Raw genomic sequence first — 21,214 nt, 5'->3', positions numbered from 1 at the left:
TTAATGTTTGTTATTGTTTGATTTGTAAATTTTCGTGGTATAATTATGTTTAATGAAACATTTATACCTCTGAAGGAGTTTTCTATGAAACAGATAAATGAAAATAATGGAATAGGCCGCCGTGAATCTATCTACGAATTATTAAAAAAACAGACTACAGTAAATGTAAAGAATTTATCACAAAAATTTGGCGTATCTGATATGACAATCAGAAGAGATTTACACATAATGGAAGAACAGGGAATACTTGTCACTCATTATGGCGGAGCTACTATCAGGCATCCAAACTCAGGCATACATGCTTTTGACATGCGAAAAGAAAGCTTCTACGAGGCTAAAGCTGCAATTGCTCGCCGAGCTGCAGAATTTGTTAAAGAAAATGATGTTATTTATTTAGATCCAAGCACCACAGTATTGCTTATGACCCGATATCTTCCATCTTTGCATCACACCGTTGTGACAAGCTCATTGGCTGTAATGCAGGAGTGTTCTCATAATCCATATATAACATTATACATAGCTCCTGGTAAATATCAGGACTCAAACGGCGGTCCTATGGATATGGATACTTTGACTTATCTTTCAAATTTTCATTTTAACGCTGCCTTTCTAGGAACAGGCTATATTGATACAGTCTATGGCGTAACCAGCACTGAAATGGATTGTTCAATAAAACAGGTTGTCATGAGAAACTCGGAGCGAAATATTCTTCTCGTTGACCACTCTAAATTTGGGCAACATATCATGAAAAAGTTCGGAGATATCAAAGACTTTAATACTATTATCACAGACTCTGATATCTCCGATGAAGATCAATATAATATTTTAAAAGAAAAGGTAAATCTAAACATAACACATTTTTGAGGCGCCCCATTGTGATGGTGTTAGATTATTCTACTGCTTTTAGAATCATGTTTAATGGCTTTAATTCATCCTTTGGAAAGTCAATTATCATATGTTCTTGGTAGAGTTTTTCTCTTTTGGCATTTTTTATTCATGAAGCTCTAAAGGTAATCCATCTGGATCAAAAAAGAAAGTCATTTTCTTATTTGTAAATTCATCTGTCCGTATTGGCTCGCATTCGATACCAAGTTTATTCAGTTCAGCTACTACTCTCTCGATTTCATTTACTTTAAAAGCCAGATGCCTAAGACCACAAGCTTCTGGAAATGAAGGTCTCTTTGGCGGATTCTTTGGAGCGAAAATCTCAAGCTCTGTTGTATTATCTATTTTGAGATCAAGTTTCCAGTCATTCTTTTGAGGTCTGTAATTTTCACGAATCACTGTAAAACCGAGCTTATTAACATAAAAATCTTTTGATTTCTCGTAGTTAGACACGATGATGGCGATGTGATGAATAGTAGATAGATTCATGTATTAATTCCTTTCTTTCTTTAAAATTGTATATTGTAAGGTGTTTTCATATATTGTTTATTAATGCCGCAAAATCTTCAAAATACCAGTCTTTGGTTGGCTTTTCGCCACCAGCTTTCTTAAAAAAGCAGCTTGGAATTTCTCGTTGTGCTAGATTTTTTGCTATGCAGGGAGTGCATCCGTTGTCGTGATTTAACATAATCATCCATGATGAATCCCAAATAGTTCAATAAAATTTATTGTTTTACCAGTCCTTTACTTCATAAGAATTACTTACAAGTTTAGCATCTATAGAAGCTGCACCAGTAACATAAGGCTGGAGTTTTTCTGCAGTTTTACCAATCTTACTTCCACCAGATGTTGCAAACGCCATGACTTTTTTACCGGTCCAGTTATAGCCTTGGCAAAATGTGTTGACGACCCTAGGTGCTGCTCCATACCATATTGGGAAGCCAATATATATAGTATCATACTGTTCAAAGTTTTCTATCTTTCCCTGTACGGGAACATCTTTCTTACCAAACTGCTCTTTATTACACCTGGCAAGTGGATTAGTCCATTTGATATCGGCTTTTGTATATGGCTCTACAGGAACAATCTCGAATATATCGGCACCAATCATCTCTGCAAATTCCTTTGCAACCTTAGCTGTTGTGCCTTCAGCACTAAAATAAGTTACTAATGTACTCATAGCGTATTAACCTCCCTCTGATACCTTTATATTTATAATGACCCAGCCTTTTAAAACAGTTGGGTGTACTACTCTTCTTTTACCTGACTCGGATTTAACGCTCAATCCCTAATATGTGCGATTTCATTTTGAATCCATATTTTTCATACAAATGAATCGTAGGGTTACCATCAACCACTTTTACTTCAATGTGCATAGCATTATTTTTGACAAACATAAGCATTGCCCAGTCCATGAGTTCTTTACCAAAGCCTCTTCCTCGGAATTCTTCCTTTATCAGCAAATAGTCCAGTTTACCGTTTTCTCCACTTATATCTACTTTGCAAAAACCAATAATCTGGTTTTCAAATTCTGAGACTGCTATGTAAGATTCTTTATTTCTTAGTGCCGCTTCAAAAGAATCCAGCGTCTTTTCATATGGATTTATAGGATAACATCCTTTGAAATTCTCAGATGTCGTATTGTGATATTCTGATAACTCCTGAATACAGTCATACAGTTTGCTTACCTCGCTCGGCGTTATTTCTCTCATGGTCTTTCTCCTAATAATTTGTTAGAACCATACATTCTGTCGAATCCGTAAACCCTAATTTTTCATAGAGGGTTCTTCCCATTGTGGTTGCATCAAGACTGATTTCTGTGGCACCTTTTTCCCAAGTTTTCTCTATTAGCAATTCGACCATCTTTTGAGCAATACCCTGTCGGCGATATTCATTTTTCGTATATACATTCATAAGATGGGCTCGTTTTCCGGTCGGGTGACCAAATGTTGGCATTATCCTTATAAAGCTCATGGATGCACAACCAACGACAGCATCTCCATCACAAGCAAGGACAGTCATCTGGTCTCCATTCAAAAAGTAATCTCGGCTTTCATTTTTAATTTCATCTGAGTACTCATAATCTTCTGGAAGACTATTAACAACCTTAAGCATTTCAAGGCGAATGCTCATCAAACGTTCAATATCATCTTGTTTTGCTATTTTTATTTCAACCATTTTTATCCCCCTACGTTATTCACAAAACAAACTGCACCATTCAAGCACAATCGCATCTCCTCAAATGCCGATTTATCAATGTCTTTATTCTAGTTGATTTGACTATCTAATTAAAGCTTTAATTACCACATTTTCAACTAAAAAAGGCTACCACATTTTTTGTAGTAACCTTTGTAAAAACAGGGTATATAGGTATTGCGTTTAGTCTTGGATTTTATAGCATGTAAGCCATTGCTCCCACAAATGCTGAAAAGCAAATAAGCGTGATGGGGCTTAATCCTTTTTTTATGATTTTTCTCGAACCAAAATATATCAATGCGATAACACAAGTAAGACCTGCCGTAAGATAATCAGGGCTGCCACTGAAAACAAAACCGCAGTTTTTTATAATCATAAATATACCTGTTGCCAAGATGATTCCTATAATACATGGCTGTAACCCAGATAAAGCAGCCTTGACTAAGCGGTTTTGAAGAAATTTCTTCATTGCTGCCATTATAAGCAAAATGATAAAAAAAGCAGGTAATACAACCGCTGTGGTAGCAATTATCGCACCAAGTAATCCTCCCTTTTCACTTCCGACATATGTGGCCATATTTACCATAATCGGTCCAGGAGTACTTTCGCTGATAGCAATTATGTATGCGAGCATTTCATCATCCAACCAATCGTGAGCCCTGACAACATCCCTGATCAAAGGTATTGCCGCATAAGCTCCACCGAAAGAAAAAAGGCCGACCTCAAAAAATCCGATTAACAGATCAATATATATCATTTCTCTTCCCGCCTCTTTTCCATATTATTCTTTATAACGAAAACAATGATACCGATAAATGCAGCTGCAAGCATAAGTATCATGGATGATATATTAACGGCAAATACGTTTATAAGGAACATCGTAAGCCCAGAACATATAACTATGCTTATCTGCATAGGTTTTTGCTTCATTTTCTTCAGCATTTTTATCGCAGCATCAACAATAAGAATCCCAACAGCGATTTTTATTCCGCGAAATGCATTTGAGACCCAAGTTATTTCAAGAAAACCATTCAGAAATCTTGAGACAGCATATATAATAGCAAAAGACGGAAGTATCATCCCAAGAGTAACTATAATCGCTCCGGGAAGTTTCCCCTTTTTATATCCGACATAAGTTGCACAGTTGATTGCTATGGGACCAGGCGTGGATTCTGCTATCACAATAATGTTCATCATTTCATCATGAGTTATCCATCTTTTATTATCCACGCAGGCATTTTCGATAAGTGAGATCATTGCATACCCACCGCCGAATGTAAATACCCCAATCTTTGCAAATGTTAAAAACAGATCAATTAGCATAATGGCCTCCACAGTGATGTTCTTCATCTTCCGATATAACCTATTATCCCGACAAACCTCGATTTGTTAATTTCACTGCCTTTAATTATACAGAATCCTTAGTTGTCACGGAATACCAAATCGATATTCCTGATATTTATGTTGTTCTAGGAATTAATGAAGACGGACTTACCAAGAAATTGATAATGCCAATCAGAAATTGGGGCAAAGTTCGTGGAGAACTTTCAATTATGTATGCTGGCAGATTAACAGATTAAAAAACAGAACTTATTCTACTATTGTTTCTGTCTTTTTCTTCAATTCGTCTTTGTAATAAAAGAATGCAAACATTTCTATAACGCACTGTATACCTAATAAAAGCATAATGAAAAATTGAACCTGACCTACAGTAAGAGTAGTTTGTGCTCCTATATATGAAGAAACTAACCCCCACACAACAACCATAAACCACAAAACATTTGATGAACAAGCCTTTGCCTTTGTGATTATTAATTTGATTTCAGCATCTTGATTAGCTCTATATTTTACTCCAATATATATCATCCAAATTGCCCATGCTAAAACTAAAACTCCTGCTACAACACCCATTACTGCTAAAAAATTCTGACTTAACATAATCATTATCCTCCTATTTTGTAAAGTTTTTTGATTTTCCTCAGAAAATCAAGAGCCGGACATGGACCAATATTTTCTGAAAGAAAATATTGCTTGGCAAAGCCAAGTTCTTGTGGGCTTTTTCCTTAAGTAGCCCACAAGAAGTCATACTTTATAAACCAATTACTCTTTTAAAAATAAATACTACTGTGAAACTCAATACTCCGGAAATTAATCCAGCAAGTATCATTACAGCTACAACTTGATAATTGCGCTTTCCGATTTCTCGCTGCTTGCTGATTTCATCAAGATTCTTTCCATTCATGAAAGTAACAATTTCCTTATAAGTAACAAGGTCATTCTCTTTTTGAATGCCATTAAGCTTTGTTGCGAAATAAAACATCGCTATAGCAAAAATACCTTCAGGAATTAGTCCCCATAATCCAGTAACTAAATATAATGGACCGAATGTTACAATCATAATAGCCAAACAAGCTAGCATCATTTTTCCGTAAAACTTCATTTGTTTTACATCTTGATCATTAATAATCTCTTGCATTTGTTCTACATCTCCTTTGACTAGTTGATCTAGAGAAATCTCAAAAAGATTACTTAGTAAAAGAATACTTTGAATATCAGGATAGCTTTTCTCGTTTTCCCAATTAGAAATTGTTTGTCTAGATACGAACATCTTCTCAGCTAACTCATCCTGATTCCAATTGTGTGCGCTTCTTAAATCCTTTATTCTTTTTCCAAGTTCCATTTGCTTTCTCCTTGTTGTCTAAATACTACCCAAAGGGCGATGCTTCTTCCATCAAAAGGCTTTTACATTAGCCAAAAATACGGATGTAAAAACCCTTTTACATACCATTTTTGCCCCATTTTACGGGGTTTGGTAACGTTTTTATTTTACTTGTTTTCAATATATAAATAAAGATAAAGAAAGAAAAAAATATGCCTAGACACAGTGCCTAGACATATTACGAATTACTATATTTTCATTTATTCAAAAACATATTTCCTGATTGTAGCTGCCACATCAAGTGGCACTGACATTATTTCCTCATCCACATTTTCTTTAACAGAATTCCAGTCATCGTTTGGCAAACTAAAATCATAGATTTTAACAAAATCATTAGATGGTAATTTTCCTGTTATTACCTTTGTAAGAACAGTAGCAACAAGATAATCACCTATTGCTGATGCATGAGCGCCGTCCACATAATATAAATCTGTATCATATTTGGCCTCTAATTCTTCTCTTGCTGCACTCCAAACCTCACCTACTGGTGCGAGCAATACATCCTGCTCCTTAGCTAGCTTTCTGTATCTATTATTCATTTCTAGCTGATTTTCAGGCTTTGCTTTTTCTGCCCATGTCTCAAATATTATAGGAACTGTCTTAGCCATTTTACAAAGCTCAATTATCTTTGAAGCATAGGTAAAAGTATCAGCCTCCTCTGGCATCGGGTGGGCCTGTTCCTGAATAACACAATAGTCATAATTACCATGTAATATGTTAAATCTCTCAGAGAAATATTCCTCATCCATATGCCATTTTAAGGATCTACCAGAATATGCAAGCATGAAAACTTCACAGGATTCGCTAGTTACATTCTCTACCATCTCACTAAGAAGCTGTGGCATGTCATTCATATAGGTATGGCTATTTCCAATAAATATTATTTTCATTTTATTCTCCTTTCAAACTGCCGATTTGGCGGTCTACATTGTATTCCGGTTAATACGAATATCACTTTCCTGCAAGTTTTAAGAATTTCTTATCGTTCATTTGCTCGTTTGTAACATACTCCCCATCATGGAATAACGCATAATTCGTGATCGGTGTCGGTGCATTCTGTGCTTCTTCTTTGCTTTCAAGATGTATTGCCTTGAATGCAATACCATTTTCTTTTGCCGTCTGCTCCAAAACCGGGACATATTTTGCATTGAACGGGCACTGATTCGTATAGTACAGAACATATCCCTGCTCTTCTATATGCGGATGTTTTGCACATTCCTTAAACACCGGAGCTTTTGCATTTTTATCGAATGGCATATACCAAAGCTGAATACCATTATCAGCTTCATCGCTCACGACAAATCCTTTGTACTTCAGAAACTTAGGATCAGCCAGAAACGGTTTCTTCTTTGAAGCGCAAAGAATACAAAGCCCTTTTTTTCCCTTTTCATTACTATCCTCGATGCAGGCAGTAAGTAGATCATTAGAATATCCATGTCCTTTGAAAGCCCCGGACACCCAAAGACAGTCAATGTACATATATCCATCTGCCTCTATCGGAATCCATGCGTTTTCCGCCGGGATATATTCGATAAAGCACTTTCCGCGCTCTACGCTCTTTAGGAAAACAAGCCCTTCATCAAACCTCTCCGAAAGCCATGCCTTCTTAGAAGAAACCTGAACATCCTTATTATTTGATATCGCGCAGCAAATATGCTCCTCTTCGAGGTTATCTTTTGTTACATGAACAAATTCCATGACCGCTCCTTTCAATAATTTGCCAAGGAACACTTAAGCTCCTTGGCATAGATAGTATTTACTCAATAGGGAAACAAGCTTCCGTTACATACTCATCAGGATTCTGTGTCTGTGCAGGACTCACATGATAGATATTAAACATAGGACCATTCATTTTATATCCATTAGCTTTGATCCATGACACCACAGTTGCATATGCCTCACCCATCTGATCGTAACTGCCTTTAATAATACAACTTGCGACTTTTACTTCAGGAAGAGTTTTAAACTTCACATGTTCTGTATCGTTATAAGATCCACTCACGGTCATCCACGCAATGATCTCAACATTTTCTTCCTTGTACTCGGGGTCAAGAAACTCAGCCGCCGCAAGACACGGGTCTGCCGGCACAAGATTCTTGCATTCGCTCATCATTGTATTCCAGAGCATTCCTTCATCCTCATAGTGAGGAACCACCATCTGAACCGAGGCAGCATATCTCTCCGGTATTGTTTTTACAGTTACATCAAAACTCATATTCTGCTCCTTCCTCAGCCTCTTTCTGGCTGTTTCCAGAAGCATCAGTTTGTACTCCGTTTCTTTGGAAAGCTTTGAGAGCTCCTTCTGCCTCTCTGACAGAAAGGCATCCATCTTTTCTTTATCATCATAGCTGTCAAGAATCTTGATAATATCTGCAAGGGCAAAGCCCATATCCTTGAGTGATGTGATCCTACCGATGGTAAAAAGCTGTTCCTCACGATAATAGCGGTACCCGGTAAAATTATCGATTTCAGCCGGTTTCAAAAGTCCGATATCATCATAGTGGCGTAACATCCTGATACTTACTCTGGATAGTTTTGAAAATTCGCCTATTTTAAGCATTTATCCTACCTCCATGGATGTTTTTCTCTTGAGCTCACTACAACGATAATCCCTCACATAATGTGAGAGTCAATATACTTTTTAGCAAGAATTTCGTCTTACATAAAACTGGAATATATTCCGATATAACGTGTCAACATATCCCCCAGACAAATTTGAAGTTGATTGATGATTTAAAATACCTTGTCATACAAGTCTTTATAGTCAGCCTCTGTTATCTCATTATCATCTAAATAATAAGTTTTTATTCCATCATCTTCCCAGTCCTCCCATCCAAATTTGAATGAGTCTACAACCTCTAAATTGCCATTAAACTTGGTTAATGTATATGTACATCTTCCAACGTGAGTTGTATCACTGTGAACAATCCAATATGCTCCATCATACTGAGTGAAAGAACACATTGCTGCTGTTCCTTCACCTTGAGCAAAACATATTACTTTGCCATCTTTGCAATCAAAGCACATATCGCCATACATTGCATTTTCAAGTATAAATTCAACCTCTCCATCATTGTCTAAATCTACTGGATCAACTTTAGTGACTGCTAAGCTAGCATCAAATTCCTCTTCTGGTGTAGTTTCTTCAAACTGAAAACTAGTGTTATCCATAGTCCAAGTAGTATCGTCATAATATGAACGTGCCTCGGCAGTGATTTTACCATCACAAAATGCCTGAAATAATTCCTCAGGTGACATATCGTTGAAGTCTTTTTGCTCATCTGTTTCTAGATTATTTTCAGTATCTGAAGTAGATACATTTACATCCTGTGCTGATTCATTATCCGTTTGTTCAACAGAACTAATATTGTTTTTACCATTATCTGATGCATTGTTATTAAGAACATACCATGTAGCACATCCACCTAGTAAAATAAGCGCTACAAGTATTGTTATAATTAATATTATCTTCTTATTTTTTTTCATAGTATTTTCTCCTTTCAAATATTTCTTCTCTGCTTTTCATATTCAAACTCCGATTTTGTTAATTTCACTGCCTTTAATTATACAGAATCCTTAGTCGTCACGGAATATCAAATCGATATTCCTGATATTTAAGCAGTCCTGTTGCTATATTTTTATCAATCATACAGTTATATTTGTATTCTTTCAGAAAAAAACTGTATCCGTCTCAAAAAATCTCTCCTAGTGTGTATTATTTCCACAAAATTGCTATACAGAATATTAATTATGAGTAGCAACAATCTGTCATATCGTCATAATGCTTTCAAAACTATTTCAACTAGGCATTTCCATACAGTTAAAAAATGTATTTATTAAATAATAACTGTAAGTCTTCAATCTGGCGTTCAAGAACCGCCACACAACATCTTCTCTAGCACTGTCCAACTCATCACTTTTATAACAAATTCGAACACAAAAATAGCCTCCCATCCCTACAAAAAAATCCAGGTCTTCCGATACCGGAAAACTTGGATTTAAAAATCTAATTATGTTAGTTCTACAAATTATCGCCAATTACTTATTCGCAATGCTTGCTTGTGCCGCAGCTAGCGTCACAAATAATATTAACAACATTAAGAACACTACATAGTTAGAGCGTATACTGCATAAAATCCCCTTTATGCTTAACCCCATAAGCTGTGTATAGTTTCACTATCATGGCTAGTCTCCTCTATATTATTATGATTTATTATCTATCATCCTCCTCGTTTTGTCGTTGAACTTGTAATATAAAAAGGGGCTGTGAAATAATCAGCTCATGAAAAAAAGAGAAGTAATAGCTGGAAACAGCCGATTACTTCTCTTTTTTCATGGTAAAATATTACCATGATCAATCAAACCAATTCTTATAATACTCTAAATCAGGGCGTTTTACCATTTTTTATTTCAGATTGCTTGGATATCTGTGATCCGGTTTTTACTTTTGACGAACTCGTGGGAGGTATGAATCTTGAGAAGTATCTGAAAAATGTGCCAGAGCATAAGCTTGGCAGAATCAGATATAATCCAGTCAAAATGTTGAAAACCGTACTATTCGGTTTTATGAGTGAAGGATATATTTCACTAAGAGGACTTCAAGAAAACTGTAGGGTTAACATTCGATTTATGTATCTTATGGACAGGGAAACTCCTTCTTACAGAACCTTCAGCTATTTCATAAACGATGTGTTAAAGGATTCAATAGAGGATATTTTCAATGATATTAATCAGGAAATATTCAGCAGGCATAAAGTTGACCTGAATCATCTTTATATTGATGGTTCGAAGTTTGAAGCTAATGCTAACAAATATACTTGGGTATGGAAGAAGGCCACGGAAAAATCCCGTTACCGTCTTTTTGAAAAGATTACTAAATTACTGCAAGAAATCAACAGCGATCTTCAGTGGAGCGGAATCAAGATTGAGACTAATACAGAGTACATGCCTGAATATATGCGCCAGATAACAGAACGGTTTTCTGAGATATGGAAGCTTGATACTTCAACTTTTGTTTCAGGAAAAGGACATAGGAAAACCGTCCAGCAGAGACAGTACGAAAAGCTTGTAGAGTACACAACAAAGCTCAATGAATATGTCACAAAAATCAGCATCTGTGGAGAAAACAGGAACAGCTATTCAAAGACAGATCCTTCCGCTACATTCATGAGAATAAAGACCGACTACATGGGAAACGACCAGCTTCTTCCCGCATACAACGTTCAGATTGGAGTAGCTGATGAATACATAGCAGTTGTTGATGTTAATCAATAAAGAGCTGACATGGACTGCTTCATACCGTTGATGAATAAGTATTATGAAACATATGGCTTTTATCCAAAATATCCTGTGGCTGATGCTGGATATGGCTCGTTCAATAATTATATCTTTTGCGAGCAAAAAGGCATGAAAAAGTACATGAAGTTCACAATGTTTAAAAAGGAGACGACCGATAAGAAATATCACAACGATCCATTCAGAGCTGTTAATTTTGAGATCGGTGATGATGGGAAAATGCGTTGTCCTAATGGGAGGAGCTTCAACTTTCTATACAGGCAGCATGTAAAAGGAAACCAGTATGGCCGGCAAGAAGAAGTCTATCAGTGTGAAGACTGCAGTGGTTGTCCCTATGCATCGAAGTGTAAGAAAACAGATAAAAACAAAACCGTAAGAATAAACGAAGAACTGACCGCTATGCATCAGGAGGTTATAAATAATCTTGAAAGCATCCAGGGAGCACTCCTTAGAATGAACAGATCCATTCAAGCGGAAGGTACTTTCGGAATCATAAAAAATGATCGTTGGTATAAAAGAATAGTCCGAAAAGGAATAGAATCCGTAAAACTTGAGGTTCTTTTGGTTTCAATAGGTCATAACTTATATAAATATCACAATAAAAAGATGCGTCTCCAAGAAGCTGCCTAATCAAAAAAGTTTGTAGTTTTTTGGGGAAAGGGGCATTATACTCTATTTTTGCCAGAAACAGCATACCTCACAAAAAATGATATAAAAAGGGAGCTGGAAAAAATGATTATCTCATTTTTTCACAGCCCCTTGTAAATCATTGCCTGCTGCAAACACCAGCTTATCTTTTCCAATAATTTAGTTTTGGAAGTTCCTGCTTCAAAATTTCTTCCAAATACTTTTAGTAATTGCAAATACACCGTCATGGTAAGGTCCCTCACCTGTGAAAAAGATTTCAAATCCACACTTTTCCAGCACACGTCCAGATGCAATATTCTCCTGAAGACGAATACCATATACTTCTGTCACGCCAACATAATCTGATATCACCGGAAGAAATGCCTTTACCGCTTCCGTCGCATATCCATTTCTGGTATAGGCTTTTGCAATATGATAGCCAATTTCCCACTTTCCATCGCCGATTGGCACCAACTGCACATAGCCGATATTCCGATTTTCTGCTTTAGCTATAACAGCATAAATCAATGGACCATCTGTAGAACCATACTGTGATATGATAAACTCAATAGTCTCCCTGGCATCATCAACCGTTTCAAACACTTCATCCGGCACAAATCTCCGAATATCCTCATCCAAAGAATTCTTATGAACATCCATGGCCATATCCAAGGTCATTTCAGTTATTTCCAATCGTTCTGTTTCAATTCTCATCACGTATCCCCGCATTTACCCGAATTTATCTTTCGCAAAACTCATATACTTTATTGTAAAAATCCTTATCCTCTTCAAACAATCCGTGGCCCAATCCTTTGAAGATAAGCATCTCACTGTTCTCAATTGCAGCCTTTAACTCATAAGGAGCATCATTTCCAACTGTATTGTCACTGTCTCCCGACATAATATATGTACTGCATTTTATTTTTGATAAAACTGGTCGTGCGTCGAAATTTAATATCGCATATGCGTTTTTGCAAAACCTGTCATAATTCTTAGGCTTTGTAAATCTAGCCAGAAATGGTAAATACTTTTTGTTCTTTTCGTTGAATTCCTTCGTATAAACTTTCTCCGCAGTATCTAGCATTAGCTCTGTATGAGTAGCATTTCGGGTCATTTCTATCCATTTCGTAACTACGTTTTTAATTGTTTCGTTGGCGTATGGTGCAGCGACCACGAGAATCAATTTCTCAACTAACTCAGGATGCTTCGCCGCCAGATATTGAGAAATCATCCCTCCCTGAGATACCCCCATAACCATTGCCCTATCTATCCCAAGATTCCTCATAGCTATTGCCTGATCATCTGCCATATCTTCTATAGAATACCCCTCTGGAATCTCATTCTTCCTGCTGAACATGTAAACAGTATAATCCTTGAAAAACCTTTTGTAGGAACCTGCCAGAAGCATGGCCTTTCCCTTTACCGTCCACAAACCATCTGACAATCCTGGCAAAACTACAAGATTCTTTTTTCCTTCTCCGAAGGTCACATAATACATGTCTGTATTACCAACCTTCACACATCCATTTTTCTGCATTTTTATATCCCCCATCAATTAACCTACAATATAATACCCTTTTTAGTATACCGAACCTAAGGCCAAATTAAAATAATCCACACATATTATTATTTGGTCTTGATTAAGCGTTAATTTTGTTATATATTTCTACTGTTTTCCAAATGCTCATTCGAGTGATAACCCCCGAATTTTACTATTAATTTAGAAAGGATATTAATGAACAAATCTTCATCACTAGAGCACAAAATTGCCTCTTTAAATTCTGAGCTAACTAAGATTACCAAGGAACTTTCTAAAGCTCCTAATGGGTCACTTAATGCCGTGAAAACTTCAAATGGTTTCAAATATTTTCAAATAGAAAAGACCCAGGGAAATGTAAAAAGAACTTACATCAAAAAAGAAAATATTGCATTAGCAACCGCCCTTGCCAAGAAGCGATTTAACAAGGTTCGCAAAAAAGAAATCGAAAATGAGATAGCTTCTATTAAACTAAAATTAGATAGAACTCCCAAAATCACATCTAAAGATCTACTCTATAACGTTCCAGGCTATAGTAATCTTCTTCAAACCTTGCTAAATCCCAATTACATAAAACAACAGAAATGGCTATCACAGCCTTATATACATAATGATAAACACCAGGAAACACTTCGATTTAAAACATCTGTTGGAATCACCGTCAGATCTAAATCAGAAACTCTTATAGTTCGTGGATTATCAGATTATAATATTCCATTCAAATATGAATGTGGGCTCGATATTAATGGAACTATATATTTCCCAGATTTTACAATATATAAAGCTTCTGAAGACATTGAATTAATCTGGGAACACTTTGGAATGATGGACAATACAGAATATCGATTCAATGCAATGAACAAACTTAATAGTTATATCAATAAAGGCTATGTCCCAGGCCATAATCTGATATGTACCTTTGAGACTATTAATTCACCGCTTACAGAAGATATTATTAAGAGAACTATTGAAGCTTACTTGCTGGACAAAAAGGTATAACCACCTATATTTTTTCTCTTAGTTATACCTTTTTGATTTCAATATAATGTCTTGTTGTCCACCAAAAGGTATAACCTCACGTAAATTTCCACTCTGGTTATACCTTTTTGACCTCAATATAATGTCTCATAGCCCGCAAAAAGGTATAACCTCCAGTAATTTTTCACTCTGGTTATACCTTATCGACTTCAATATAATGTCTCATTGCCCGCAAAAAGGTATAACCTCCAGTAATTTTCCACTCTAGTTATACCTTATCGACTTCAATATAATGTCTCATTGCCCACTAAAAGGTATAACCCTCCATAAATTCCCAAGCCAGTTATACCTTTTTTGCCTTCATATTAATCCCTCATAAATTATAAAAGGTATAACCACCTCCTATATCAGCCCATGATTATACCTTCACAGAAAAAAGAGCCCACCACAATGATATGTACCCAGAATCCTGGACACATATTTATGAACTAGGCTGAACACATGGATGCTATCCTGTATTGTACAGGTGGCATCCATTTTGTTTTTGCCTGAATTCTTTTGTTATTATAATAATCTATATATTCATCAATCGCTTTTGCGAATTCTTCATAAGAAGAAAAATCTTTCTCATAACCATAGTACATTTCATTTTTCAATCTGCCAAAGAAAGTTTCCATAATGCAATTATCATAGCAATTACCTTTTCGAGACATGGATTGGATAATTCCATGCTCTTGTAAAGTGTTTCTATAGAGAGCATGCTGATATTGCCATCCTTGATCAGAATGAAATATAAGACCTTCCACTGATGGAAATTTATCAAATGCTTTATTTAACATTCTTTCTATTTGCTCAAGATTAGGGCTTTTAGATAAGTCATATGAAATGATTTCATTCGTATTCATATCTAGAACTGGCGATAGGTAACACTTTCCCCATGTAAAATTAAACTGGGACACATCTGTTGTCCATTTCTGCAAAGGCGCAGTTGTACTGAAGTTTCTATCTATTATGTTATCAGCAATCTTTCCAACTTCGCCCTTATAAGAATGATATTTTTCCTTAGGACGTTTCCCTAATAATCCAGCTTCATGCATAAGACGCTGAACGCGCTTATGATTAACTATATACCCACGATTTATCAACTCCTGATGAACACGTCTAACACCATACCTACGCTTGTTAGATTCAAAAATACTTTTAATTTCTTCAAGTATTTCTTGATTGCGTTCAGCAACAACATCTTTCTTGCTAATCTCAAAATAGTATGTTGATTTAGCCATGTGAAAAGCTTTAAGAAGATGTTTTAATTGGAATCCTTCTTCTCTGAGGTTTTTGATGATTGCTGCTTTTTCGCCTTGAGTTGCGCAGCCCACTTTTCTTGCCTCAAGGCAATCCTTTTTTTTATTACTTCATTTTCTGCTTTTAAATATTCGTTTTCAGCTCTAAGCCTGATAAGTTCTTCTAATTCTGACTCTGTAAGAGGGCGTGGGTTAGTATTTTTTTTCATAGAATAATCCTTTGAAGGCCTTCCTTTGTTTTTTACTAATCCATTATACCCCTGAGTTTTGTAATCTTGTACCCACTTATATAAGGTCCCTTGATGCATTCCTTGCTCGAAAGAAACAGATTGAATAGACTCACCTGCAATAACACGAGAAACTAATGCGTATTTTTCTTCAGGAGTACGCAGTTTTTTCTTATTGCAAAAGGCTTCCGAACCTAAAGCTTCTTCTCTGCGACTCCAGCGTCTTATCATTTTATGAAAATTTTGCGGATTCTTTATGCCTTCTGGAGTTTCAGGCCACTTGCCAGAACGATACAAATCAATACACTCTAATATAAATTCCATACTATAACGCATAAAAATAACCCTCCTTACAGGACATTTACTTTGTCCAGTAAAGAGGGTACATATCACAAGGGTAGGCTCTAACAATTCAATTATTATTGTACACAAAGCTCATAATCTAAGCCAGGGCACTGTGAACATCCTACTTAGAAGCTATGCTTACCTGTGCCGCTTAAACTGGGATACACCATTTTATTAGCCTTAAACATCTTCTTCTTCCAGTCTGTTGTATCTACCTCAAATATTGCGTTTCCAACCTTCGGATTCAGATACCAAATAAATTCTCCCTTATCATAAATGATTCGCTCTACGAATCCATCAATTATTCTATCAGGAATCTTGGCTCTAAGATCAAAAGCTTCCATATTAATAAATGCAGTAAGGCTCTTAATTCTCTCCTGCTTAAGAATATCATTTTCCGATTCGAGTATCTCCTGCTGACATTCTTCATTAGATTTCTCAAGATTTGATATCTGCTTTTCTATCTTTTTCTTCTTCCTTTGATACATTTCTCTGGAAATATCTCCCAAAGTGCACATATCTACAAGTACTGATATCTGACTCTTTAGCTTATCAATTTGTTTGATGTTATTGTCAACCATTTCCTTAACATTTGTTCCATTTGATTTTACATCAAGTAAATCTGCAGCCATAGATATCGCTTCATCATAAACCGCTTGTCTGTTAGATACCAATTTCTTAAATAGAAAATCCGCTTGAACGACAAGTTTCCATTCCTTAAATGTATCATTGTCGCAAATGCCCTCTATATCAAGTCCCTTTTTCTTTCTAAAACGAGGAGTACCAGTATGAAGCTGATCATAACATTGAAATACAAATGAAGTATCCCCAGTCTTGGACATATGTGCCATTCTTCTATTTAAAGCGTGTCCACATTTACATTTGCATTTTCTTCCCCAGACATTCTTGCAAGGAGACTAGCCGTTCATCTTTATATTTCCTTTGGCATCCTTCTTTTCAAATGAATTCAAAGATCTCATTCGCTGAGCTTCATCGTACATCTCTGGAGTAATAATAGGCTCATGATTTTCCTCAACATAAACCTCCTAAGCCACACCACTCTTACCATTGAAGATATTTATACCTACATTGGGTACGATAACAGTAGTTACTTCTACCGCAAATTCAAGGAATCCTATGGCATGTCTCCTAGAGATTATAGATTAGCCAACTAAGGTATCAATCATTCTAAGTACTCTAGTTGCGTTAATCTGAAGCTGCTCTCTTGAAAGTGAGCCATCTTCAAGAGCGGCCTTCATCCTATTGAAGTCTCCCTTGCAGCCTGGCATAAATAAATCGCCACCTGCTTTTGCAACCTCGTTTGAAAGGGCAATTCTATTAATAGAATTCTTGTCCTTCATAATTTCAAGAACCCAATCAGTCATTACGATACCCTTAAAGCCATACTCGCATCTCAAGATATCCTCTATTAAGCCTCTGTGTTCAGCTGTGTGAACACCATTTAATAGGTTGTAACTTGTCATGATTGCCTTTGGCTGTGTCTTTCTAACACAAAGCCCGAAACCTCTTAAATAGATTTCTCTCATGGCGCGCTCACTAACCTGACTGTCGTTGTTGTATCTGTTTGTCTCTGCATTGTTGGCCGCATAATGCTTGATAGTTGTACCACACCCCTTGTGCTTCTGCACTCCTTCAGTAATGGCAGATGCAATCATGCCTGAAACAAATGGATCTTCTGAATAATACTCAAAGTTACGACCGCAAAGAATGCTTCTATGAATGTTAAGAGCTGGTGCAAGCCATAAATGAACTCCAAACATTTCCATCTCTGTTCCAACAATATCGCCAAACTTCTTTGCCAAATCATAGTTAAAGCTCTGGGCAATGGCTGTACCGATAGGAATCATTGTGCATGACTGCTCTTTAATTACAGCATCCTTTGGCACCTTTGTCTTTCCAACCACAAGATTTGCAATGAATCTAACAACAGGTCCCATGGCATCAGTAATGCTTTCTGGCATGCTACCCTTTCCTGATGCGTCGTGAGCTCCCTTTTCATCCTCAAAATAAGTTCTGCAAAGACGAAGACCTGCAGGTCCATCAGCCATAATCATTGGCTTTACTCCCTTTACCTGAGATGTAGTTTCACCTGCAGCACCTGCCACATGAGAGCCTGCATTTCCAACTGCTGAAAACATTTTAGCATCTGGATTGAAAGCACCGATGCCCATATAGATAAGCTCCTCATCAGTCATCTTCTTTGCCTGATCTGCGATATCGTATTTACTGTCATAGCTTACTGACTGGCTCTGAAGCTCTGCCGCAAGAATCTGAAGTCTGGCAGCCTCAGCTGGAACAGCTTCAGCGTTTCTTGCTGGTGCCTTAATATCCTTAAAGCCTGGATTTCCAAGGCAGTTCTTTGCCTTAAGACATGTAACAGTAGCATCAAGTGATACTACAGCAGCAATCTTTGTAGCTACTGAACTATTGCCTACGCGAACTAAATAATCGCCTACTTCAAGAATGTAGCTGGCTGTCTCCTCATCATAAGAAGCAACATCCTGTAAATCAAAGGTGAGCTGAAGCTCCTGCTCCTCACCTGCTGCAAGATTATTAGTCTTTGCAAAAGCAACAAGCTCCTGATATGGCTGGTCAAGCTTGTCCGTTGGCTTAGATAAATAAACCTGAACTACTTCTTTGCCAGCACATGCGCCAGTATTCTTTACTACCGTATTTACGATAATCTCTGAAGCCTTTGCCTGAACTTTTGTCTCGCCAACTTCAAAATTAGTATAAGAAAGACCATATCCAAATGGGAAAAGCGCTTTCTTACCAAAAGTATCGAAGTAACGATATCCTACATAGATACCCTCGTTATATTTTGTCTCATTCCAAGCTCCAAAGGTTCCCTCCTTGCTGTATTGGTCCCAAGCAGCCCAAGTAGTTGTGAGCTTTCCAGATGGATTTTGCTTACCTACTAAAATATCAGCAAGAACCTTGCCAATATTTACACCAAGCTGTGAAATAAGAAGAATGTTATCAACATCCATAACTGGTGTAAGGTCTACAGCACCGCCAACATTAAGAACAAGCATAAATTTCTGATATATCTTGTTGAGCTCTAAAATATCTCGAATCTCAGAGTTGTTAAGCTTTACCTCTCCTTCTACCACTTCTCTGTCTGAGCCTTCGCCAGAATTACGACTAAGTACATAGATTGCTATATCGCCATCCCCTTGAAGCTTAAGGTTATGCTCAGGCTCTTTCATAGTCTTTCCCATAATTGCAAGGAAATTGCCCTTTAATTCTTTACGAACTCTTTTATAGAAATCCTTTTTGGCTTTTGCGCGAACTTCATCATACTGGTCAAGCCAGCCCTTGGATGTAATCTCAAAACCTTCCTGCTCAAGTCCTTCCTCGATAGTGTAGGTAAATCTGGAATTTACCTCACCAGAACCTGTACCACCCTTGATTGTGTAGCGAAGACCTGCACCAAAGGCTGCAAGCTTTCCTGGCTTGTCAATTGGGAAATCTCCATTTGACTTAAGAAGTACAGCACATTCTGCTGCATTATTAAGTACAAAATCTAAATGGTTCTTTTCATACTGTTGCATAATTTATGCTCTCTTTCTTTTTTCTATTTCTTGTCTATACTCCGGTAATTTTTCCTCTAGATCAAACTTAAGTGTTATTACAAACATTATAATAAATAGTACTAAAGGAATATAGATACTAAAGGTATAAATCGCCTGTCTAACGGCTGGTGTAAGCACTGTGGCAAATCCATCATAATTTGCAAGAGCAAGGCAAAATACTATAACTGACGAACCAACACCTGAGCCAATTTTGCCTCCAAAGCTTGAAGCTGCCTGAGATGTTGCCACAATTCTCTTACCATATTTATATTCGTTATAATCAATTGTCATGGCTGTCATTACGCCTAGCAAACACATCATTGGAATATTTGCAAAAGTAGCAAAACATCCAAGAGCTGTGTTATAAACAAAATCTGTAGGATTAATAATTCTAAGAGCTGTAGTTACCATACCAATAAAGAATGACACCTTAAGTGAATTTGTAACACCGAGCTTTTTAATCATTGGTCCAATAAGCGCAAATCCTATAACTGTTGGAATCAAACCAACACCCCCAAGAATTGCTGTAAGGTTATCATCACCATAAATCCACTTGCAATAATAAGCTCCTGCACCACTTGTGATTCCATAAGATAACTGTGAAAGGAATCCCATAACAAGAATCATAACCCAGTATTTATTTCTGAAAAGATTTCCAATGGCTTCTTTGAATGGAACTGCTTCCTCATCATCTTCTACGATAGTTACATCTGCTTCTTTACCAGATTCTACTGCTGTTTCCTTAGAACGGGCATAGCAGATTAAAAGTGTAAGAATAACCATCAAAGCGAAGCCAAAACCAAATTTAACCCATGCGCTCTGATTTCCACCAAGAGCATTTGTAATTGGGATAATGCCGATAGCAATTATCATTCCTGAAACATATCCAGCAGCCGCTCTCCATGTTCCCATAATTCCACGCTCCTGCTGGCTGTTTGTTCTAACTACCATCAGTGAACTATAAGGAATTGCAATTGCTGTATAAACGATAGCTGTTAGAAGAATATTTGTGATAAGCATATATGCTAACTTTAATCCTTCTGAGGCATTAGCCGGAACTGTAAACAACGCAACAATTACTACAGCGGCTGGAATTGCCATCTTAAGTAACCAAGGTCTGTACTTTTCTTTACCTGGCTTTGTGTGATCAATTATGTTTCCCATTATGATATCTGTAAAAGCATCAATCACCTTACAAATCATCAATACCGCTGTTACTGTGGCCGCTGCTACACCAACCTTATCTGTGTAAAAATAAGCAATCTGCGCAATAAGACCAGACATTGCATTAAGAGCAAACTGGCCAAGGGAATCTGCAAAATAATCCCCCGTTCTCATAACCTTTTGGACTCCATCATGGTCCTTCCCCAACGGTTTCTTTGACATTTTTTCATCCTCCTTAAAATACAAGGCTTTTCTCCCTAGCCCTAAACTGTAATTGTATTTTAAAGAGTGACAGACTTATTTTGTTGTAATCACGTGAAAAATGTTGTAATATCGTGTCGTAA

The 21,214-nt window shown here is 36.8% G+C and carries 23 protein-coding genes and 1 pseudogene; 4 read left to right on the top strand and 20 right to left on the bottom strand.

Features of this window, described 5'->3' with window-relative positions:
• Positions 1–84: 84 nt before the first annotated feature.
• Positions 85–864, top strand: a complete 780-nt coding sequence (locus FXF36_RS10870) for a DeoR/GlpR family DNA-binding transcription regulator (RefSeq protein ID WP_167511369.1) — start codon at positions 85–87, stop codon at positions 862–864.
• Positions 865–990: 126 nt separating this feature from the next.
• Here FXF36_RS10870 and gloA2 read toward each other — a convergent pair whose 3' ends face one another.
• The 13 genes from gloA2 to FXF36_RS10810 form a co-directional block, all read right to left on the bottom strand.
• Positions 991–1,374 (bottom strand): SMU1112c/YaeR family gloxylase I-like metalloprotein, encoded by a 384-nt coding sequence (gloA2, locus tag FXF36_RS10865; RefSeq protein WP_151623983.1) that lies wholly within the window; start codon positions 1,372–1,374, stop codon positions 991–993.
• A gap of 46 nt (positions 1,375–1,420) precedes the next feature.
• The gene (locus FXF36_RS17025) at positions 1,421–1,573 is read right to left on the bottom strand and encodes a DUF6485 family protein (RefSeq protein ID WP_420330076.1); all 153 of its coding nucleotides are present in this window, start codon (positions 1,571–1,573) and stop codon (positions 1,421–1,423) included.
• A gap of 45 nt (positions 1,574–1,618) precedes the next feature.
• A complete protein-coding gene (locus tag FXF36_RS10860; RefSeq protein WP_151623981.1) occupies positions 1,619–2,065 on the bottom strand; it encodes a flavodoxin in 447 nt (148 codons plus the stop codon).
• A 94-nt stretch (positions 2,066–2,159) separates the two neighbouring features.
• Positions 2,160–2,597 (bottom strand): GNAT family N-acetyltransferase, encoded by a 438-nt coding sequence (locus FXF36_RS10855; protein ID WP_151623979.1) that lies wholly within the window; start codon positions 2,595–2,597, stop codon positions 2,160–2,162.
• 10 nt (positions 2,598–2,607) lie between these two features.
• Positions 2,608–3,063, bottom strand: coding sequence for a GNAT family N-acetyltransferase (locus FXF36_RS10850; RefSeq protein ID WP_151623977.1), 456 nt, complete (start codon positions 3,061–3,063; stop codon positions 2,608–2,610).
• A 214-nt stretch (positions 3,064–3,277) separates the two neighbouring features.
• Positions 3,278–3,838 (bottom strand): chromate transporter, encoded by a 561-nt coding sequence (locus tag FXF36_RS10845; RefSeq protein WP_151623975.1) that lies wholly within the window; start codon positions 3,836–3,838, stop codon positions 3,278–3,280.
• A complete protein-coding gene (locus tag FXF36_RS10840) occupies positions 3,835–4,431 on the bottom strand; it encodes a chromate transporter (protein ID WP_243143502.1) in 597 nt (198 codons plus the stop codon). Before FXF36_RS10840 ends, FXF36_RS10845 begins: the two co-directional genes overlap by 4 nt.
• A 240-nt stretch (positions 4,432–4,671) precedes the next feature.
• Complete coding sequence (locus FXF36_RS10835; protein ID WP_151623971.1) at positions 4,672–5,019, bottom strand: hypothetical protein; 348 nt, start codon at positions 5,017–5,019, stop codon at positions 4,672–4,674.
• A 151-nt stretch (positions 5,020–5,170) separates the two neighbouring features.
• Complete coding sequence (locus FXF36_RS10830; protein WP_151623969.1) at positions 5,171–5,761, bottom strand: helix-turn-helix domain-containing protein; 591 nt, start codon at positions 5,759–5,761, stop codon at positions 5,171–5,173.
• A 239-nt stretch (positions 5,762–6,000) separates the two neighbouring features.
• On the bottom strand, positions 6,001–6,690 hold the full coding sequence (locus FXF36_RS10825; RefSeq protein ID WP_151623967.1) for a hypothetical protein: 690 nt from the start codon (positions 6,688–6,690) through the stop codon (positions 6,001–6,003).
• A 61-nt stretch (positions 6,691–6,751) separates the two neighbouring features.
• On the bottom strand, positions 6,752–7,498 hold the full coding sequence (locus FXF36_RS10820) for an N-acetyltransferase (protein ID WP_151623965.1): 747 nt from the start codon (positions 7,496–7,498) through the stop codon (positions 6,752–6,754).
• 58 nt (positions 7,499–7,556) lie between these two features.
• Positions 7,557–8,360: a MerR family transcriptional regulator gene (locus FXF36_RS10815; RefSeq protein WP_151623963.1), complete on the bottom strand. Its 804-nt coding sequence runs from the start codon at positions 8,358–8,360 to the stop codon at positions 7,557–7,559.
• 173 nt (positions 8,361–8,533) lie between these two features.
• Positions 8,534–9,286, bottom strand: coding sequence for a hypothetical protein (locus tag FXF36_RS10810; protein ID WP_151623962.1), 753 nt, complete (start codon positions 9,284–9,286; stop codon positions 8,534–8,536).
• Between the two features lie 864 nt (positions 9,287–10,150).
• Between FXF36_RS10810 and FXF36_RS17020 the strand changes: the two are divergent.
• Positions 10,151–11,725, top strand: a pseudogene (locus FXF36_RS17020) (IS1182 family transposase).
• A 198-nt stretch (positions 11,726–11,923) separates the two neighbouring features.
• Here the strand turns inward: FXF36_RS17020 and FXF36_RS10800 are convergent.
• Both FXF36_RS10800 and FXF36_RS10795 read right to left on the bottom strand, forming a co-directional pair.
• A complete protein-coding gene (locus FXF36_RS10800) occupies positions 11,924–12,436 on the bottom strand; it encodes a GNAT family N-acetyltransferase (RefSeq protein ID WP_167511368.1) in 513 nt (170 codons plus the stop codon).
• 25 nt (positions 12,437–12,461) lie between these two features.
• Positions 12,462–13,259, bottom strand: a complete 798-nt coding sequence (locus FXF36_RS10795) for an alpha/beta fold hydrolase (RefSeq protein WP_167511367.1) — start codon at positions 13,257–13,259, stop codon at positions 12,462–12,464.
• Positions 13,260–13,457: 198 nt separating this feature from the next.
• On the opposite strand from FXF36_RS10795, the gene FXF36_RS10790 reads away from it, so the two are divergent.
• A complete protein-coding gene (locus tag FXF36_RS10790) occupies positions 13,458–14,258 on the top strand; it encodes a hypothetical protein (protein WP_151623955.1) in 801 nt (266 codons plus the stop codon).
• 467 nt (positions 14,259–14,725) lie between these two features.
• Here FXF36_RS10790 and FXF36_RS10785 read toward each other — a convergent pair whose 3' ends face one another.
• From FXF36_RS10785 to FXF36_RS10775, 3 genes are all read right to left on the bottom strand, one after another.
• Positions 14,726–15,613: an IS3 family transposase gene (locus tag FXF36_RS10785; RefSeq protein ID WP_151623953.1), complete on the bottom strand. Its 888-nt coding sequence runs from the start codon at positions 15,611–15,613 to the stop codon at positions 14,726–14,728.
• Positions 15,544–16,101: a helix-turn-helix domain-containing protein gene (locus FXF36_RS10780; RefSeq protein WP_151622863.1), complete on the bottom strand. Its 558-nt coding sequence runs from the start codon at positions 16,099–16,101 to the stop codon at positions 15,544–15,546. The genes FXF36_RS10785 and FXF36_RS10780 overlap by 70 nt, the downstream gene beginning before the upstream one ends.
• A gap of 134 nt (positions 16,102–16,235) precedes the next feature.
• The gene (locus tag FXF36_RS10775; protein ID WP_167511366.1) at positions 16,236–16,961 is read right to left on the bottom strand and encodes a hypothetical protein; all 726 of its coding nucleotides are present in this window, start codon (positions 16,959–16,961) and stop codon (positions 16,236–16,238) included.
• A 171-nt stretch (positions 16,962–17,132) separates the two neighbouring features.
• Here FXF36_RS10775 and FXF36_RS17015 point away from each other — a divergent pair, with 171 nt between their 5' ends.
• A complete protein-coding gene (locus tag FXF36_RS17015; protein ID WP_151623949.1) occupies positions 17,133–17,285 on the top strand; it encodes a helix-turn-helix domain-containing protein in 153 nt (50 codons plus the stop codon).
• Here FXF36_RS17015 and FXF36_RS10765 read toward each other — a convergent pair.
• Both FXF36_RS10765 and FXF36_RS10760 read right to left on the bottom strand, forming a co-directional pair.
• Complete coding sequence (locus FXF36_RS10765) at positions 17,274–19,685, bottom strand: glycoside hydrolase family 3 N-terminal domain-containing protein (protein WP_151623947.1); 2,412 nt, start codon at positions 19,683–19,685, stop codon at positions 17,274–17,276. The two genes, FXF36_RS17015 and FXF36_RS10765, sit on opposite strands and share 12 nt — an antisense overlap.
• Before the next feature lie 3 nt (positions 19,686–19,688).
• Complete coding sequence (locus FXF36_RS10760; protein WP_151623945.1) at positions 19,689–21,092, bottom strand: MFS transporter; 1,404 nt, start codon at positions 21,090–21,092, stop codon at positions 19,689–19,691.
• Positions 21,093–21,214: the final 122 nt, after the last annotated feature.

The organism is Pseudobutyrivibrio xylanivorans (genome assembly GCF_008935055.1).
Lineage (GTDB): Bacteria > Bacillota > Clostridia > Lachnospirales > Lachnospiraceae > Pseudobutyrivibrio > Pseudobutyrivibrio xylanivorans_A.
The sequence above is the reverse complement of the archived record's forward strand: the minus strand, read 5'-3'. Positions and strand labels throughout refer to the sequence as shown.

Bases quoted from the DNA above. Each gene is read 5' to 3' on its own strand.
- FXF36_RS10850 (WP_151623977.1), bottom strand. From the start codon at position 3,063: ATGGTTGAAATAAAAATAGCAAAACAAGATGATATTGAACGTTTGATG.
- FXF36_RS10825 (WP_151623967.1), bottom strand. From the start codon at position 6,690: ATGAAAATAATATTTATTGGAAATAGCCATACCTATATGAATGACATG.
- FXF36_RS10810 (WP_151623962.1), bottom strand. From the start codon at position 9,286: ATGAAAAAAAATAAGAAGATAATATTAATTATAACAATACTTGTAGCG.
- FXF36_RS10835 (WP_151623971.1), bottom strand. From the start codon at position 5,019: ATGTTAAGTCAGAATTTTTTAGCAGTAATGGGTGTTGTAGCAGGAGTT.
- FXF36_RS17025 (WP_420330076.1), bottom strand. From the start codon at position 1,573: ATGTTAAATCACGACAACGGATGCACTCCCTGCATAGCAAAAAATCTA.
- FXF36_RS10795 (WP_167511367.1), bottom strand. From the start codon at position 13,259: ATGCAGAAAAATGGATGTGTGAAGGTTGGTAATACAGACATGTATTAT.
- FXF36_RS10800 (WP_167511368.1), bottom strand. From the start codon at position 12,436: ATGAGAATTGAAACAGAACGATTGGAAATAACTGAAATGACCTTGGAT.
- FXF36_RS10840 (WP_243143502.1), bottom strand. From the start codon at position 4,431: ATGAAGAACATCACTGTGGAGGCCATTATGCTAATTGATCTGTTTTTA.
- FXF36_RS10815 (WP_151623963.1), bottom strand. From the start codon at position 8,360: ATGCTTAAAATAGGCGAATTTTCAAAACTATCCAGAGTAAGTATCAGG.
- FXF36_RS10775 (WP_167511366.1), bottom strand. From the start codon at position 16,961: ATGGCACATATGTCCAAGACTGGGGATACTTCATTTGTATTTCAATGT.
- FXF36_RS10790 (WP_151623955.1), top strand. From the start codon at position 13,458: ATGAACAAATCTTCATCACTAGAGCACAAAATTGCCTCTTTAAATTCT.
- FXF36_RS10830 (WP_151623969.1), bottom strand. From the start codon at position 5,761: ATGGAACTTGGAAAAAGAATAAAGGATTTAAGAAGCGCACACAATTGG.
- FXF36_RS17015 (WP_151623949.1), top strand. From the start codon at position 17,133: ATGATTTTCCTCAACATAAACCTCCTAAGCCACACCACTCTTACCATT.
- FXF36_RS10760 (WP_151623945.1), bottom strand. From the start codon at position 21,092: ATGTCAAAGAAACCGTTGGGGAAGGACCATGATGGAGTCCAAAAGGTT.
- FXF36_RS10765 (WP_151623947.1), bottom strand. From the start codon at position 19,685: ATGCAACAGTATGAAAAGAACCATTTAGATTTTGTACTTAATAATGCA.
- FXF36_RS10845 (WP_151623975.1), bottom strand. From the start codon at position 3,838: ATGATATATATTGATCTGTTAATCGGATTTTTTGAGGTCGGCCTTTTT.
- gloA2 (WP_151623983.1), bottom strand. From the start codon at position 1,374: ATGAATCTATCTACTATTCATCACATCGCCATCATCGTGTCTAACTAC.
- FXF36_RS10820 (WP_151623965.1), bottom strand. From the start codon at position 7,498: ATGGAATTTGTTCATGTAACAAAAGATAACCTCGAAGAGGAGCATATT.
- FXF36_RS10870 (WP_167511369.1), top strand. From the start codon at position 85: ATGAAACAGATAAATGAAAATAATGGAATAGGCCGCCGTGAATCTATC.
- FXF36_RS10855 (WP_151623979.1), bottom strand. From the start codon at position 2,597: ATGAGAGAAATAACGCCGAGCGAGGTAAGCAAACTGTATGACTGTATT.
- FXF36_RS10860 (WP_151623981.1), bottom strand. From the start codon at position 2,065: ATGAGTACATTAGTAACTTATTTTAGTGCTGAAGGCACAACAGCTAAG.
- FXF36_RS10780 (WP_151622863.1), bottom strand. From the start codon at position 16,101: ATGCGTTATAGTATGGAATTTATATTAGAGTGTATTGATTTGTATCGT.